The following is a 15,799-nucleotide window of genomic DNA, read 5'->3' as shown; positions in this document are numbered from 1 at the left end:
CTCGCCGGCCACCTCTGGTGAATCAAACTAAACATACTAATCAAAAACATGAAATGGATTCATCATGCTTGAATTACGCCACCTGCGCACCCTGATTGCCCTGCGTGACGCGGGTTCCCTGGTGGAAGCCGCAGAACGGGTACACCTGACCCAGTCCGCGCTCTCGCACCAGATCAAGGATCTGGAGGAGCGCCTGGGTAGCCAGCTGTTCGTGCGCAAGTCCCGCCCGGTGGAGTTCACCCGTGCGGGCCAGCGCCTGCTGGCGCTGGCCGAACAGGTCCTGCCGCTGGTACGCATGGCCGAGCGGGACCTGGCGAGGCTGGTCGGCCATGAGCCAGGCCGGCTGCACATGGCCATCGAATGCCACAGCTGTTTCCAATGGCTGATGCCGACCATCGATCACTTCCGCGATCACTGGCCGGAGGTCGAGATCGACATCCCCGGCGGCCACCACTTCGACCCGCTGCCAGCGCTGGCCCGGGAGCAGCTCGACCTGGTGATCACCGCCGACCCGCAGACACTGCCCGGGGTCTACTACGAGCCGCTGTTCCGCTATCAGGGCCTGCTGGCGGTGGCTCGCCAGCACCCGCTGGCCGACCGCGCCTTCGTGGTTCCCCAGGACCTCGCCGAGGAGACGCTGATCACCTACCCGGTGGAGCACAGCCGGCTGGATGTCTTTACCCAGTTCCTCGACCCCGCCGGGGTCAGGCCACGAGAGCTTCGCACGGCCGAGTTGACCATCATGATGATGCAGCTGGTCGCCAGCGGACGCGGGGTCTGCGCGCTGCCCAACTGGGCGTTGACCGAGTACCTGGAACGGGACTATGTGAAGGCGGTGGCACTGGGCGAAGAGGGGATGTGGAGCACGCTGTATGCCGCCATTCGGGAAGAGAGCCGCGACCAGCCCTGGATGGAAGACTTCCTGCGCACCGCGCGGGAGACGTCGTTCGCGGTGCTGGAAGGCATCAGGCCGGCTTGACGGGCAACGCGGCCTCCCTGGGGATCGGCAGCAGCAGCGAGAAGCGCGCGCCCCCCAGCTCCTGGCTGTCGTCCACCACCACGCTGCCGCCGTGCCAGGCCATGACCTTCTGGACGATGGAGAGCCCCAGCCCATAGCCGCCCGAGCGACGCGTGCGGCTGTCATCGAGCCGGGCGAAGGGCTTGAAGATCGCCTGACGCTCGCTCTCCGGGACACCCGGGCCATCATCCTCGATATCCAGCCGCACCAGCCGCGCCTCCACCGTGAGGCGTACCAGCACACGGGAACGGGCGTGTCGGCAGGCATTGGCCACCAGGTTCTGCAGCGCCCGCTGCAGATAACGCGAATCGGCAAGGACCTCCACCTCGGGGCCGGGCGCCAGCTCCAGGTGAAGGTGGCCGTGCAGGGGCGCCAGGGTATCGAGCACCCGCCTGGCCATGGCGCGACAGTCGACGACGGCACGCTGCAGCTCGGTGCCGTTGACGATGCCGCTGTCGAGGCGGGCATAGGTGAGGATCTCATCGATAAGCTGGTCGAGCTCCTCGATATCGCCGTCGATGCCATGCAGCTGCCGATGGACGGCCGGGTCGTCGGTCATGTCCTCGACCATCTGCACGGCGAAGCGAATCCGGGCGACGGGTGTGCGCAATTCGTGGGATACGGCGCGAATCATCTCCTGCTGGGAGCGCAGCAGCGACTGCACCTGAGCCGCCATGGCGTTGAAGGCCATGCCCACCCGGCCGATGAAGCCACCGCCGTCGACCTTGACCCGTGTGTCGAGTCGGCCACTGGCAATGCGACCGGCGGCCAGCTCCAGGCGGGCCAGGCGGGCTTCGACGCCACGCACGATGAGATAGATGATCGCTGCCAGCACGGCCAGCATGATCACCAGCACCAGCAGCAACAGGGAAATGGGTGTCGGTTCCAGCGCCGAGACCGGGCCGATCGATAGCCACTGTCGGCCGCCATTCTGCGCCGGCACGGAAAGATAGACCGTCAGCGCCCAGTGGCCCGGCAGCAGGCGTATCACCAGTTCGCCCTCGCGCAGGCGCGAGAGCTGGGGACTGTCGAGCCCCTCCGGAGCCAGGTCGCTGAGGTGGATCGGCAGGGCATCGGTAGTCACGCTGGCCAGCCGCCGCTGACGGACGTCGCCTTCCACCTCGGCCAACCAGTCCCCCAGCATCTGGGCCAGGCCACGCAGCTGGCGCTCATTGAGCCCGGACAGGCGCGCCTCGAGCACCCGGTATTCCCCGGCTATGCGGCGATAGAGGCGCCAGTTCTCGCCATCTTCCGGCTTGACCAGGACGCTGCCACGCTCCAGGCGCCGCCGCTCGAACCAGCCCAGGCCGGCGTCGTCGGGGCTGCGCAGGGAAAGGCGCATGTCGAGCCGATCGGATTGCTGGGTCAGCCAGTCACCACGCTCGTTCGCCGGCAGGCCAGCGACCTTTCGGGTCAACAGCAGCAGCGGTGCTTCGGCCAGCTGCTCGCGGTACTGTTCGATACGCACCCGATCGACCAGGGCCAGGCCCATCAGGGCCAGGCCGAAGGTCAGCAGCAGCGCCAGGGCCAGGGCCAGGTAGACGCGCAGGAAGGTGCCATCGGCCAGGAACCGCTGCATGGCTCAGGCGTCCTTGACGAACAGGTAACCCTTGCTGCGCACGGTCTTGATGCGGTGCGGATGGTTGGGGTCATCGCCGATCTTCGGGCGGATTCGCGACACTCGCACGTCGATGGAGCGGTCCTGCCCATCGTACTTGATGCCGCGCAGGTCGCTGAATATCTCCTCGCGGGTGAGTACGCGGCCCGCATTGCTGGCCAGCAGCCACAGCAGATCGAATTCGGCACTGGTCAGGTCGATGCGATCGCCTTCCAGCCAGGCTTCGCGGGTCGCACTGTCGATTTCCAGGTTGCCGAACGAAAGGCGCACGTCGCCCCCCTGTTCGGTATTGTCCGCCCGTCGCAGCAGGGCACGCATCCGCGCCAGCAGGACCCGGGGCTGAACCGGCTTGGGAACATAGTCATCGGCACCCATCTCCAGCCCCAGCACCTGATCCATATCGTCGGTGCGGGCAGTCAGCATGAGAATCGGGCCGCTATAGTCGGGCCTGGCCCGTCGGCAGATCGACAGGCCATCTTCACCCGGCAGCATCAAATCGAGGATCACCAGATCCGGCTGCAGGGTCTGGATCTGCTCAACACCTCGCGAGCCCTCGGCCTCCACGGTCACCTGGAAGCCATTGGCCTCCAGATAGTCCCGCGTGAGTTCGGCCAAGCGCACGTCGTCCTCGATAATCAGCACGTGTTCCATGTCACTGCTTTCCAGGTTGTCTTCCATCCTAGTCATCCCCGTGCTGGGCAATTCATTTGCATTTCCGGGACGCCCTGTCCCGCCATCTTTATCAAGGATACCCGAAATATGCCATTTCGCATGCTTGTGTTGATATTACGTACAAACGGCCTGACCAGCGAAGCATAGCCCAAAGCTCGGCGATGCCACAGGAAGTCACCAGCTCGCCCACAGGTTATCCACTTGATGACTGCCAAAAAGCACTCTATCTTGTGTTCACCAGCAACCAAACCACAAGATGATGTGCATCTAGCAAGTTGCGCCCTTGCTGTCAATGCCCATGTCACCCCGACGAAAAGATCCGAAAGGAAGGGAACACCCGACCATGGAACAGCTCCAGACCCCCGATGCGGCCAGCCTGTCCATCACCGCACCGCAGACGCTGCGTGTCATCAAGCGTACCGGTGACGTGGCAGCCTTCGACGTCAGCAAGATCGCCGTCGCCATGTCCAAGGCCTTCATCGCCGTGGAGGGCGACAATGCCGCCACCTCCTCCCGGGTGCGCGATTTCGTCGCCGAGGCCTCGCACACCATCGCCGAGACCTTCCAGCGCCGCATGGCCGATGGCGGCACGGTACACATCGAGGACATCCAGGATCAGGTCGAACTGGCCCTGATGCGTGCCGGCGAGCAGAAGGTCGCCCGCGCCTACGTCCTCTATCGCGAAGCCCACGCCCGGGCCCGGGCCGCCGCCGGCGACGACATCGAGAAACCCCACCCGACGCTCAACGTCACGGCCCTCGATGGCAGCCGCCGCCCGCTCGATCTCGGGCGGATCGAGACCCTGGTGTTCGACGCCTGCGCGGAGCTGGCCAACGTCGACCCCAACCGCATCGTCGAGGAAGCGCTGAAGAACCTCTACGACGGCGTTACCGTCGATGGCGTCTCCCAGGCGCTGATGATGACCGCCCGCACCCTGGTGGAGAAGGATCCCAACTACACCTACGTCACCGCCCGGCTACTGCAGGACAACCTGCGCCGCGAGGCGCTGTCGTTCCTGGGCGTGGCCGAGGAGGCCACCTTCGGCGAGATGGCCGAGCTCTACAAGCCGGCCTTCCACGCCTACGTGGCCCGTGGCATCGAGTTCGAGCAGCTCGACCCCAGGCTCGCCGAGTTCGATCTCGAGCGGCTGGGCGACGCGCTGGACCACACCCGCGACAACGCCTTCACCTACCTGGGCCTGCAGACCCTCTACGACCGCTACTTCATCCACAAGGATGACGTGCGCTACGAGCTGCCCCAGGTCATGTTCATGCGCGTCGCCATGGGTCTCTCGCTGAACGAGGACGACCGCGAAGGCCGCGCCATCGAATTCTACGAGCTGCTCTCCAGCTTCGACTACATGGCCTCCACGCCGACGCTGTTCAACGCCGGCACCCTGCGCAGCCAGCTCTCCTCCTGCTATCTCACCACCGTGCCCGACAACCTGGATGGCATCTACAGCGCCATCCGCGACAACGCCCTGCTCTCCAAGTGGGCCGGCGGCCTGGGCAACGACTGGACGCCGGTGCGCGCCCTGGGCTCCTACATCAAGGGCACCAACGGCAAGAGCCAGGGCGTGGTGCCCTTCCTCAAGGTGGTCAACGACACCGCGGTGGCGGTGAACCAGGGCGGCAAGCGCAAGGGTGCGGTCTGCGCCTACCTGGAGACCTGGCACCTGGACGTCGAGGAGTTCCTCGACCTGCGCAAGAACACCGGTGACGACCGCCGCCGCGCCCATGACATGAACACCGCCAACTGGGTGCCGGACCTGTTCATGAAGCGGGTCTTCGACGACAAGGAGTGGACGCTCTTCTCGCCCTCCAACTGCCCGGACCTCCACGACCTCTACGGCGCCGCCTTCGAGAAGCGCTATGAAGAGTACGAGGCGATGACCTACAGCGGTCAGCTCAAGCTCTACAAGCGGGTCCGCGCCAAGGACCTGTGGCGCAAGATGCTCTCGATGCTGTTCGAGACGGGCCATCCGTGGATCACCTTCAAGGACCCGTGCAACCTGCGCAGCCCGCAGCAGCACGCCGGCGTGGTGCACTCCTCGAACCTGTGCACCGAGATCACGCTCAACACCAGCGTCGACGAGATTGCGGTGTGTAACCTGGGCTCGGTCAACCTGGCCCAGCATGTGACCGATGGCCAGCTCGACAACGAGAAGCTGGGTAAGACGGTACGTACCGCGGTGCGGATGCTCGATAACGTCATCGACATCAACTACTACGCGGTACCCCAGGCGCGCAACTCCAACTTCAAGCACCGCCCGGTGGGGCTGGGCATCATGGGCTTCCAGGATGCGCTCTACGCCCTGGGCATCGCCTACGCCAGCGACGGCGCCATCGAGTTCGCCGACCGCTCCATGGAGCTGGTCAGCTACCACGCCATCGAGGCCTCGAGCGATCTCGCCGCCGAACGCGGCCGTTACGAAAGCTTCGACGGTTCGCTCTGGAGCCAGGGCGTGCTGCCCATCGACTCCATCGAGAAGCTCAGGGTCGAGCGCGGCGAGCAGTACATCGAGGTGGACACCTCGAGCACCCAGGACTGGGGGCGCATCCGCAACAAGGTCGCCAAGCAGGGCATGCGCAACTCCAACGTCATGGCCATTGCCCCCACGGCCACCATCTCCAACATCTGCGGCGTCACCCAGTCCATCGAGCCGACGTATCAGAACCTCTATGTGAAGTCGAACCTCTCCGGCGAGTTCACCGTGGTCAACGCCTTCATGGTCAATGACCTGAAGGAACGCGGCCTGTGGGACGAGGTGATGATCAACGACCTCAAGTACTACGACGGCAGCGTCCAGCCCATCGACCGGGTGCCGGATGACCTCAAGGCGAAGTACGCCTCCGCCTTCGAGGTGGAGCCCAAGTGGCTGGTGGAAGCGGCCTCACGCCGCCAGAAGTGGATCGACCAGGCCCAGTCGCTGAACCTCTACATCAAGGGGGTTTCCGGCAAGAAGCTCGACGTGACCTATCGCATGGCCTGGTTCCGTGGCCTCAAGACCACCTACTACCTGCGCGCCCTGGGCGCCACTTCGGTAGAGAAGTCCACCGTGGAGCGCGGCACCCTGAACGCCGTGAGCAACGGCGGTGCCCCGGAGCCGACCCCGACACCCGCCGCGCCGGCCGCGTCCGAGCCGCGGGGCATAGAGGACTTCCTCAGCGGCAAGGCGGGCAGCGGTTCACGCGCGCCCAGCGCCTCCGAGATCGATGACCTGGGCTGCGAGGCCTGCCAGTAACACGGACACCCCCTGCAGGCGCGCGGCAAACCGCGCGCCTGCAGGCAGCCGGACCACATACCGGAGAGAAACAGATGCTGAACTGGGACGAATTCAACGAAGACGAGACCGCCGTTGCCGACAAGCCGGCACCGGCAACCCCGGCGCCCGCCGCCAAGGCGCAGCCGAGCGCCCCGGCTGACGCCGGCGAGATCCAGGAAGCCAGCGGGAACTACGTGATCGCCGAGGCCGACCGCATCGAGCGCGCCCGCAAGTCGCTGGAGGAGCTCGACGTCGCCGCCGGCCTCGAGGAGCTGGAGATGGGTGCGGCGCGCATCGAGGTCAGCGACAAGCAGATGATCAACGCCCGCGCCGACCTCAACCAGTTGGTGCCGTTCAAGTACGAGTGGGCCTGGCAGAAGTACCTGGACGGCAGCGCCAACCACTGGATGCCCCAGGAAGTGAACATGAACGCCGATATCGCCCTGTGGAAGAGCCAGGAAGGGCTCACCGCGGACGAACGGCGCATCGTCGAGCGCAGCCTGGGCTACTTCTCCACCGCCGACTCGCTGGTGGCCAACAACCTGGTGCTGGCGCTCTACCGCCTGATCACCAACCCCGAGTGCCGCCAGTACCTGCTGCGCCAGGCCTTCGAGGAAGCCATCCACACCCACGCCTACCAGTACTGCGTGGAGTCCCTGGGCATGGACGAGGGCGCAGTCTTCAACATGTACCGCGAAGTCCCCTCCGTGGCCGCCAAGTCGGCCTGGAGCCTCAAGCACACCCAGTCGCTGGCGCGTGCCGACTTCAACACCGGCACCCCGGAGACCGACCAGGAACTGCTGCGCAACCTGGTGGCCTTCTACTGCGTCACCGAAGGCATCTTCTTCTACTGCGGCTTCAGCCAGATCCTCTCCATGGGGCGGCGCAACAAGATGACCGGCGTGGCCGAGCAGTTCCAGTACATCCTGCGCGACGAGTCGATGCACCTCAACTTCGGCGTCGACATGATCAACCAGATCAAGATCGAGAACCCGCACCTGTGGACCGCCGAGTTCCAGGACGAGGTGACCCAGATGATCCTCGAGGGCACCGAGCTCGAGATCGCCTATGCCCGCGACACCATGCCCCGCGGCGTGCTGGGCATGAACGCGGCGATCATGGAGGAGTACCTGCGCTTCATCTGCAACCGCCGCCTGGCCCAGATCGGCCTGAAGGAGCAGTACCCCGGCGCCCAGAACCCCTTCCCCTGGATGAGCGAGATCATCGACCTGCGCAAGGAGAAGAACTTCTTCGAGACCCGCGTCACCGAGTACCAGGTGGGGGGTGCGCTGAGCTGGGATTGAGCGGACTGGCAAGCAGGGGGCATACCCGATAGTTGCAAGCTTGGGAGGAAGCACCATGACCGAATCGAGAAGTGTCATCAAACGCGTCTACGTGCCCACGCATGTACGCGATCTTCCAGGCGGGGAGAGAGTCCGCATTCCCGGCTACTACAAGAAGCCACCTTCGAGCTGATATGACGACGCCTCTCCCGGCAACGGGCGGGGCGTTTTTCATGAACCCTGGCAACGCCTACGATCGGGCAATGCCTCTCTGCAGTCGCAGCAACCGAGGACAATCCGATGCATGCAACACGACCCGTAGAATCACGTCGCGACTCCCGGGCCTGGCAAACCGCACTGGACCGGGCGCTGGCCGCCCATGACAGCGCAGACGCCCTCGCCCACTACCCCCATGTGGCCTTCGCCTTCCCCTCGTCATCCCCCAACCCCTACTCGCGGGACTATCCGCTGCTCAACTACCGGGAGCTGAAGGAGTGGGCGACCTCCCGTGGCTGGCGGGTGCGGCCCGCCCCGGAACGGGCACCCGCAGGCGAGAAGTACAGCCCGCCGGTGCGCTTCACCCGCGGCAAGGCATGGAGTTCGCATTGAGCCTGCGTTGCACTTCCCTGCCCTGGCCCCTAGGCTCATAGGTTTTTGACTAGGGGCACAGGGACGACATGCATCACACGGCCGTACGACTGCTTCGACAATTCTCGGCGACAGGCCTGCTGGTGGGGACGCTGTTCTTTGCCTTCTCCCTTACGCCGAGCCTGTTGCCGAGGCCCATGTACTCACAGGGCATCGTTTCGGGGCTCTCGCTTGCCGCCGGCTACGCGCTGGGCTATGCCGGCCACTGGCTCTGGTACTACCTGCACCTTCCCAGGCCCAGTCTCCGGCTGGCACTCTCCATCAAGCTCACCGCGGCAGTGGTGTGCGCCGTGATCGCCGCCGCCTTCCTGTGGCAGGCCTCCGAATGGCAGAACAGCATTCGCGAGCTCATGGGCATGGAAGAGGTCAGCGGCATACGGCCGTTCTACATCGGCACGATCACCTTGCTGGTCTTCGGCGCCCTGCTGCTGCTCGCCAGGCTGTTCCGGCGCACCTTCCGCTTCCTGTCACGGCGGCTGCAGCACTACATCCCCCACCGGGTATCGAATGTCATCGGCATCCTGGTCGCCACCATGCTGTTCTGGTCGGTCATCGACGGCGTCATCTTCACCCTGGCCCTGCGCGTCGCCGACAACTCCTTCCAGCAGTTGGATGAGCTGATCCAGGACGACCTGGCGCCACCCGCCGACCCGATGCAGACCGGCAGCGCCAGCTCGCTGATCGGCTGGGAAGAGCTGGGCAGCCGCGGCCGGCGCTACATTTCCCGAACCCCTTCCGCGGAGGCGCTGACGGACTTCCTCGGCGAGCCCGCGCAGGCGCCGATACGGGTCTACGTTGGCCTGAGTGCCGCGGAGACACCGAAGCAGCGGGCCCGGCTCGCCCTGGAGGAGCTGAAGCGCGTCCGCGCCTTCGAGCGCTCGGTGCTGGTGCTGGCCACCCCCACCGGCCGCGGCTGGGTCGACCCCGGCGCCCAGAACACCCTGGAGTACCTGCAGCGCGGCGATGTGGCCACGGCAACCGCGCAATACTCCTACCTGCCGAGCCACCTCTCCATCATTGCCGAGGGGGATTACGGGGCAGAGAACGCTCGCGCGCTGTTCGAGACGGTCTACGACTACTGGACCACCCTTCCCACCGAGTCGCGGCCGAGGCTCTACCTGCACGGCCTCAGCCTGGGGTCGCTCAACTCCGATCTCTCCTTCGACTTCTACGACATCATCGACGACCCCTTCCACGGCGCCCTGTGGAGCGGCCCGCCTTATCGCAGTGAAACCTGGCAAGCGGTGACCCGCAGCCGCGAGCTCGGATCGCCGGCCTGGCTGCCGACCTTCCGCAACGGCTCGGTGGTGCGTTTCATGAACCAGTATCAGGGGCTGGAGATGCCTTATGGCGAGTGGGGGGACTTCCGTATCGCCTACCTGCAGTATGGCAGCGACCCGATCACCTTCTTCGAACCCTGGTCGTTCTTCCGGGAACCGGAATGGATGCGCGAGCCCCGCGCACCGGACGTCTCGCCGGAACTGCGCTGGTACCCGGTGGTGACCATGCTACAGCTGCTGGCCGACCTGACCATCGGCAACGCCCCGCCCGGCTACGGCCACTCCTTCGCCGCCAGGCACTACCTGGACGCCTGGGCAAAACTGATCGAACCGGAAGACTGGACCGAGGAGGAGCTGGAGCGACTGCAAAGGCGGGTCGCCGAGTCTTATCGTTGAATTCGACGGTGATCAAGAAGATGTCACCCTCTTCGGAGACTACTGAAATCGCGAGGTGCAGCCTCTTCCGAAGGAAGAGGCTGCATGCAAAGGGGGATCGGCCCCTACTGGGAAATGGTTATTTCTCGCCAGCCACGGGCCATATAGCTGAAGTTACCTTCGGGGTTGTTGCCTTCCAACCATAGCCTGGCCGCATCGGGAGAAATAGTCCCCAGAAGCTCCCATGCTGCGTCCAGATACTCCAGGACATGAAGGTAATCGTTCCCGCCCCCACCCCTCAGATCAACGTTCATCTCATCGAAGAAGCAATTACCGCCCCGACAGCTGTAGGGCGCGGCGATTATCGAACCCTCCAGGTCACCGCCACCGCCACCCTTGACCGTATAATCGCCCAAGACGATGATCAGCCCCTGAAACTCAGGATTACCATTAAACTCGACATCACCATCAATGATCAGTACGCCGTCGCCTGCTGAGCTACCGCTCCCCGTATATTTATGTCGGCTTGGCTGACAAACCTCACTCAAGCATGTGGTTCCATCCGGCATCACTTCATCTTCAACATACCTGGTGGGTTGATACTCGCCATCCGAGTCTAGGTGATTTCCCTCGGATATGATATTGAAGCCTGACATGCTGCCACTCAAAGAATCCGAACTGGTACTGCTGTATGCATCGGAAAAAATGGCAGAAATGAAATCATGAAACAAGTTGGCATCAGAAAGAATATGATCCTTCGGCTTGGTTGCTATCCCACCTTTATAATTGCAAAGCCTGTTCTGACCACTATTGCAAGTGGAATAATTCCCCGTATAGTCACCATTTTGATCCACTGCCGCAGCTGCATAAAAGGTGCCGTCGCCCGAACCGTCATCATCCTCAATAAAAACATACTTGCTTTCACCGTTATTGCCGACGATATCGTCGACGATCTTTTTCGCCTCCTCCTTGCTGGCTGCCGATATAGCCGGGTTGCGCGTGCCATCAACTTCTTCTTCACCTTCCACGCCGGCCTGAGACGACATCCCCTCATAATTATCCAGAGTCGCCGCGATATTGAGCGGCGAGAGGTTCCCTGCACCCAATCCATTAAGACGAGCCAGAATCTCGATCTCACGAGATGCTACAAGATCAGTTCTAGCGCTGTCTGAAAAAACCTCCCCCGTGGCCCGTAACGGTATATCTAGTCCCACGCCATCCATCATCTGAATACGAAAAAAGACGTTGGGGTGAGCACCCTCACTCCCCGCCACAGGGTGGTGATCTCCAAGACTCACCTCACTGTCGAGAGCACTTTCAAAGGTACTTTCAGATGTATTACCCACATCAACAGCCAGGGTACCTGCCCAGGCCTCCGAGGCCCCGAATTCCGCCGCCATCATGGCCAAGGCACTGCTTCGGTAGTTGCCCGACAGGCGCTCATCGACCAGTGAGGACTGCATGCCGGATAGGCCAAGCATCAGTGACATCGTCAAGAGGGACAGGACGACGACCAGCGCAGCTCCTCTTTGTCTTTTCATATTTCATCCCCCATTTTGACAGCGTATTCGACACCTATTGCACTGCAACCGCCCGATTGACTGCCTGGAAATTGATAACCCTATCTTGGACACAAGCCGTTTCACCCGGCTCATCCATCAAGCAGAAACTTATCACATAAACACCAAAGCTAGAGTCCGTCGTATCGACTTCAAAACCACCGCTAGCAAAACCTGTGACTAGCGGCTCTGCAGGTGGATTCGTAGAGTCAGAGCAGTCTTGCTCCAGCACTAAAGAAAACCCTTCTCGGGCATTGCTATCAGAGGATAGATAGTATTGACGGACCACATCTTCATCTTGGCTACATCCGTCCGAATCATTGGCCGCAACAAAACCAACCTCTAGAATATTATTAGATGAATCCCAAACTATCTGATCATTATCCGCTCTTCGGATATCCCGAATTAACGTCTCGGTTGCAAAGGTGAGCGCCGCCTGCTTGTTGCCCATCAGCTCGGTCTGACGAAACGTCTGGAAGCCCATCAGGAACAGCTGACCAGCGCCAAGAATGATGATCAGACCAATCACCAGGGCAACCATCAGCTCAACAAGGCTAAAACCCCGCTGACGCCGGGAGTGCCGGCCGCCGCCGAGACTTGGAAAAACGCTGTGCCAGTGTCGATGGTTCATAGCTCAGGCAACCTGAAGAGATAGACGAAGGGATCCAGGCTCTCTTCATCCATGAAGCGCTCCTCCCGCCATTCCACGGTGACGGTATATCGGCACTCACCGGTGCGTACAATACCGCTGTTCACGTCGATCAAGACACCCCCGAACCATTCGCCTAACCAAGCGCCTTCAATATCCGTCAGCGCCGAAGCATCGGGACAACTGCCCAGTTCCGATAGCGCAGCCCAGGCCCTTTCCTGGGCGTCGATGGCCGCCAGGCTCACCACTGAACGCTGGTAGCCCATATGGGCGCTCTGCAGCGCCTTGAGCTGCATGGCCGCGACGCCCAGCAGCCCGATGGAGAGCACCACCAGGGCGATCAAGGCCTCTATCAGCGTAAAGCCTGTCTGTGAACGGTAGCCCTTCATCGACCCCCTCATGGCGACCTTCCGACACGCCCGGTGGTACTTACCTGCATCTCACTATCGTTGCCATTGCTGTGCGCAATCGTTATGGTGCAGCCGGCAGTACAGTTCGTTCTGCGACCGAGGGCATTGAACGTGATGGCCGTCGTCGTGACATCGGTTCGGTTGTCACGACCGTTTCGCTCGACCAACAGTTCGTTGTCTGCGTCCCTTACCCGGTAACGCCAGGGGCTCGCCTGGTCCACGGTAAACGTCACCGCCTCTCGGCGCTTGATCGCTTCGCTCCTGGCGTAGTTGAGCCCCGATAGCACTTCGTTGTAGTCGCCCGCCAATCGGTTGCTCGCCATCATGCTCTGAAAGCCCGGTACGGCAATGGTGGCCATGATGGCCGCCACCGCGATGGTCACCAACAGCTCGATCAAGGTGAACCCGCGGGCTTTCATCATATTCACCAGCAGTTGCCGCCAGCAGGGCCGCGCTCGCCACGATGTGTCAGCGTCAAGTCGCCGGAGCAGCGATCTGCCTGGGAGGTGGTCGCCGTCAGCGTGTAGCCGGTAGCCGTTGCAGAAAGCGAAATGGTATAGATGCCATCCGGCGAGGTCGTGGTGATCGCACAACCGGAATAGGTATTATCGACCGTATAGCAGCGCTCGAGCTGCTGGGCGGCCTGCATCAGCCCTGCATGGGCGTCTGCACGGCGGCTGTTCTCCACGTAGCGCTGGTAGTTGGGTATCGCAATCGCCGCCAGGATGCCGATCACGGCTACCGCTATCATCAGTTCGATGAGCGTGAAGCCGGCGGTGTGCCGGAGGATGCCGTTGGCGGCCCGGGAGCGGCCTTGAATGGCTAGCCTCATCAAGCGGCGCTTCTCCATGGTTGCGTTACGTTTGGTTTCAGTATGTATCATGGTGTCGTCTGCCGCTAGTGCGGCATCAAAAAGCCGGGCCTTTGCCCGGCTTCCGTGCCTGTACGAACGAATGAGCCCGTGATCATGCCGGTACCAGTTTTCTCCTACCCTGGGCCCATCATAGCGAATCGCTGGTGATCACGCGCTCACGCAGCTCGCGGGGCATCGAGAAGGTGATGGTCTCTTCCCGGCCGGCCAGCTCCTCCGGCGCCTCGGCGCCCAGGCCCTGCAGCCTCTCGATCACCCCCTTGACCAGCACTTCCGGTGCGCTGGCCCCGGCGGTGATGCCGATGGTGGAGACGCCCTTGAACCAGTCGGGCTCGATCTGGTCGGCGTCGTCGATCAGGTAGGCCGGTGTGCCGCTCCGCTCGGCCAGCTCGCGCAGGCGATTGGAGTTGGAACTGTTGGGGCTGCCCACCACCAGCAGCAGGTCGCTGCCGGCCGCCAGCTCGCGCACGGCGTCCTGGCGGTTCTGGGTGGCGTAGCAGATGTCGTCCTTGCGCGGCCCCTCGATCTCGGGAAACTTCTTGCGCAGGGCGTCGATCACTCGGGCGGTGTCGTCCATGGAGAGGGTCGTCTGGGTGACGAAGGAGAGCCGCGACGGGTCCTTGACCTGGAGCCGTTCGACGTCGGCCTCATCCTCGACCAGGTAGATCTCGCCGCCATGGCCGGTGTCGTAGCGCCCCATGGTGCCTTCCACCTCGGGATGGCCGGCGTGGCCGATCAGGATGCACTCCTGGCCGCGCCTGGCGTATCGCAACACTTCCAGATGCACCTTGGTGACCAGCGGGCAGGTGGCGTCGAACACCTTGAGGCCGCGGCGTTCGGCGTCCTCCTGCACGGCGCGGGAGACGCCGTGGGCGGAGAAGATGACGATGACGTCATCGGGCACCTCGTGGAGCTCCTCGACGAAGACGGCTCCGCGCTCGCGCAGGGTGTCGACCACGAAGCGGTTGTGCACCACTTCATGACGCACGTAGATGGGCGGGCCGAAGACATCCAGCGCCCGGTTGACGATCTCGATGGCGCGATCGACGCCGGCACAGAAGCCGCGGGGATTGGCCAACTTGATTTTCATGGGTTTGCGTTGCATGGCGCCTTGCCTTGATGCCTGGGCATCCGGTCATGGATTCTCTGATGAAAACGTTCTCAGGCGTTCTTAATGAGTCTGTGCAGGCTTCACCGCGATGACTTCCACCTCGAAGGTCAGGGTACGCCCTGCCAGCGGATGATTGAAGTCCACTTCCACCTGCTTGCCCTCGACGCTGGTGATGACACCGGGCAGCTCGCCCCCGGCGGCGTCGGCGAACGACATCACGGTGCCTACCTCGGGCTCGATATCCTCGAAGTCGTCACGGCTGAGCAGTTGCACGTTCTGCGGGTTGTGCTGGCCGAAGGCGTGCTCGGGGGTGATCTCGAAGCTTCCGCTCTCGCCGTCGCTCATTCCCTTCAGCGGATACTCGAAGCCCGGCGGCAGGTTGCCGTCGCCCATCTGGAAGGTGGCGGGCTCCTTCTCGCGGGTGGAGTCCACCACGGTGCCGTCCTCGAGCTTGAGGGTGAAGTGCAGGGTGACTTCCATCCCCTCGTCGACGCGATATTCGCTCATGGTTGCCCTCTGCTGTCTCTGTCGTGTCGCGGCATGAGTCCTGTCAGCCGCGGCGGCGCGCTTGCTTGCGCCCCTCGAAAATGGATTCCCAGATCAGGCCGATGGCCCCCAGGGTGATGCCGATGTCGGCCACATTGAAGGCCGGGTAGTACCAGCCGGCCACATGGAACGACAGGAAGTCCACGACGTAGCCGTGCACCAGGCGATCGTAGAGGTTGCCCAGCGCCCCGCCAATGATCAGGGCCAGCGCGATCGCCAGCAGCGTCTCGTCGCGCTTGAGGCGAGTCAGCCAGTAGGTCAGGCCGATACTGGCGCCCACGGCGACGATGGCGAAAAACCAGCGCTGCCAGCCGGGGCTGCCGGCCAGGAAGCTGAAGGCCGCACCGGTGTTGTGCAGCAGCGTCAGGTTGAAGAACGGCAGCACCTCCACCGGCTGGCCGTAGCTCAACAGGCTGGTGGCCAGCGCCTTGGTGCCCAGGTCCAGCACGATCCAGGCCGCCGCCAGCCATAGCCAGCGCAGCGGCCGCCGCATC

The 15,799-nt window shown here is 63.1% G+C and carries 15 protein-coding genes; 5 read left to right on the top strand and 10 right to left on the bottom strand.

Going from position 1 to position 15,799, the window contains the following annotated elements; all coding sequences use genetic code 11:
• Positions 1 to 64: 64 nt before the first annotated feature.
• Positions 65 to 979: a LysR family transcriptional regulator gene (locus LY622_RS06210; RefSeq protein WP_234281076.1), complete on the top strand. Its 915-nt coding sequence runs from the start codon at positions 65 to 67 to the stop codon at positions 977 to 979.
• Here the strand turns inward: LY622_RS06210 and LY622_RS06205 are convergent.
• Both LY622_RS06205 and LY622_RS06200 read right to left on the bottom strand, forming a co-directional pair.
• Positions 966 to 2,597 (bottom strand): ATP-binding protein, encoded by a 1,632-nt coding sequence (locus LY622_RS06205; RefSeq protein ID WP_234290084.1) that lies wholly within the window; start codon positions 2,595 to 2,597, stop codon positions 966 to 968. The two genes, LY622_RS06210 and LY622_RS06205, sit on opposite strands and share 14 nt — an antisense overlap.
• Before the next feature lie 3 nt (positions 2,598 to 2,600).
• Entirely contained in the window at positions 2,601 to 3,314 is a 714-nt protein-coding gene (locus LY622_RS06200) for a response regulator (protein ID WP_234290083.1), read from the bottom strand.
• A gap of 337 nt (positions 3,315 to 3,651) precedes the next feature.
• Between LY622_RS06200 and LY622_RS06195 the strand changes: the two genes are divergently transcribed.
• The 4 genes from LY622_RS06195 to LY622_RS06180 all read left to right on the top strand — a co-directional run bounded on the left by LY622_RS06195 (position 3,652) and on the right by LY622_RS06180 (position 10,180).
• Entirely contained in the window at positions 3,652 to 6,552 is a 2,901-nt protein-coding gene (locus LY622_RS06195; RefSeq protein ID WP_234290082.1) for a ribonucleoside-diphosphate reductase subunit alpha, read from the top strand.
• Positions 6,553 to 6,626: 74 nt separating this feature from the next.
• Positions 6,627 to 7,877 (top strand): ribonucleotide-diphosphate reductase subunit beta, encoded by a 1,251-nt coding sequence (locus LY622_RS06190; protein ID WP_234281072.1) that lies wholly within the window; start codon positions 6,627 to 6,629, stop codon positions 7,875 to 7,877.
• 279 nt (positions 7,878 to 8,156) lie between these two features.
• On the top strand, positions 8,157 to 8,465 hold the full coding sequence (locus tag LY622_RS06185) for a hypothetical protein (RefSeq protein WP_234290081.1): 309 nt from the start codon (positions 8,157 to 8,159) through the stop codon (positions 8,463 to 8,465).
• Between the two features lie 68 nt (positions 8,466 to 8,533).
• The gene (locus LY622_RS06180; RefSeq protein ID WP_234290080.1) at positions 8,534 to 10,180 is read left to right on the top strand and encodes an alpha/beta hydrolase; all 1,647 of its coding nucleotides are present in this window, start codon (positions 8,534 to 8,536) and stop codon (positions 10,178 to 10,180) included.
• Between the two features lie 104 nt (positions 10,181 to 10,284).
• Here LY622_RS06180 and LY622_RS06175 read toward each other — a convergent pair whose 3' ends face one another.
• The 8 genes from LY622_RS06175 to lspA form a co-directional block, all read right to left on the bottom strand.
• Positions 10,285 to 11,700: a pilus assembly PilX family protein gene (locus tag LY622_RS06175; RefSeq protein ID WP_234290079.1), complete on the bottom strand. Its 1,416-nt coding sequence runs from the start codon at positions 11,698 to 11,700 to the stop codon at positions 10,285 to 10,287.
• Between the two features lie 34 nt (positions 11,701 to 11,734).
• Positions 11,735 to 12,349, bottom strand: a complete 615-nt coding sequence (locus LY622_RS06170) for a PilW family protein (RefSeq protein ID WP_234290078.1) — start codon at positions 12,347 to 12,349, stop codon at positions 11,735 to 11,737.
• Complete coding sequence (gene pilV, locus LY622_RS06165) at positions 12,346 to 12,768, bottom strand: type IV pilus modification protein PilV (RefSeq protein WP_234290077.1); 423 nt, start codon at positions 12,766 to 12,768, stop codon at positions 12,346 to 12,348. The genes LY622_RS06170 and pilV overlap by 4 nt, the downstream gene beginning before the upstream one ends.
• Positions 12,765 to 13,196: a GspH/FimT family pseudopilin gene (locus LY622_RS06160; protein ID WP_234290076.1), complete on the bottom strand. Its 432-nt coding sequence runs from the start codon at positions 13,194 to 13,196 to the stop codon at positions 12,765 to 12,767. Before LY622_RS06160 ends, pilV begins: the two co-directional genes overlap by 4 nt.
• A 5-nt stretch (positions 13,197 to 13,201) precedes the next feature.
• Positions 13,202 to 13,609, bottom strand: a complete 408-nt coding sequence (locus tag LY622_RS06155) for a type IV pilin protein (RefSeq protein ID WP_234290075.1) — start codon at positions 13,607 to 13,609, stop codon at positions 13,202 to 13,204.
• Between the two features lie 169 nt (positions 13,610 to 13,778).
• Entirely contained in the window at positions 13,779 to 14,753 is a 975-nt protein-coding gene (gene ispH / locus LY622_RS06150) for a 4-hydroxy-3-methylbut-2-enyl diphosphate reductase (RefSeq protein ID WP_255762276.1), read from the bottom strand.
• Positions 14,754 to 14,819: 66 nt separating this feature from the next.
• Positions 14,820 to 15,266, bottom strand: coding sequence for an FKBP-type peptidyl-prolyl cis-trans isomerase (gene fkpB, locus LY622_RS06145; protein ID WP_234290073.1), 447 nt, complete (start codon positions 15,264 to 15,266; stop codon positions 14,820 to 14,822).
• 43 nt (positions 15,267 to 15,309) lie between these two features.
• Positions 15,310 to 15,798 carry a signal peptidase II gene (gene lspA, locus LY622_RS06140; RefSeq protein ID WP_234290072.1) on the bottom strand — a complete coding sequence of 163 codons (489 nt, stop codon included), beginning with the start codon at positions 15,796 to 15,798 and terminating at the stop codon, positions 15,310 to 15,312.
• Between the last annotated feature and the right edge of the window lies 1 nt (position 15,799).

Source organism: Halomonas alkalisoli, from assembly GCF_021412585.1.
Classification (GTDB): Bacteria; Pseudomonadota; Gammaproteobacteria; order Pseudomonadales; family Halomonadaceae; genus Halomonas; species Halomonas alkalisoli.
The sequence above is the reverse complement of the archived record's forward strand: the minus strand, read 5'-3'. Positions and strand labels throughout refer to the sequence as shown.